The sequence below is a fragment of the Campylobacter sp. 2018MI13 genome, assembly GCF_018501135.1.
Lineage (GTDB): Bacteria > Campylobacterota > Campylobacteria > Campylobacterales > Campylobacteraceae > Campylobacter_E.
The window spans coordinates 1-414 of sequence record NZ_JAHCZC010000264.1 but is presented as its reverse complement, the minus strand read 5'-3'; the positions used below and the strand labels follow the sequence as shown (position 1 = coordinate 414).

The 414-nt window shown below is 42.5% G+C and carries 1 protein-coding gene; it reads left to right on the top strand.

The annotated features are described in order from the left end of the window. Positions 1–414, top strand: a 414-nt coding sequence (locus KJQ99_RS09950; protein ID WP_214150748.1) for an amino acid ABC transporter permease, incomplete at both ends; no start/stop codon positions are given.

Genomic DNA, 414 nt, shown 5'->3' with positions numbered 1-414 from the left:
AGCTTACGGTTATTTCAATTATCTGTGCGACGCTGTTCGGAATTTTGATCGGTTTCTTAGGAGTTGTTCCGAATAAGATTGCCAAAGGAGTTTCGGGGACGGTTATTTATATTTTCCGCGGCTTGCCGTTGATTGTTTTGGCGTTGTTCATATATAACGGAATTCCAAGTTTGACCGGCAGCAAGATTCCGGCATTCGTTGCGGGCGTGATTACGTTGATGCTGAATGAAGGCGCATATATTGCGGCAATTGTCAAAGGCGGAATCGAATCCGTTGATTCAGGACAGATGGAAGCTGCTAAGAGTCTTGGCCTTCCGTTTGGAAAAGCGATGCGCAAAGTTGTTTTGTCTCAAGGAATCAAAATCATGATACCTTCATTTATCAATCAATTTATCATTACCTTGAAGGATACTT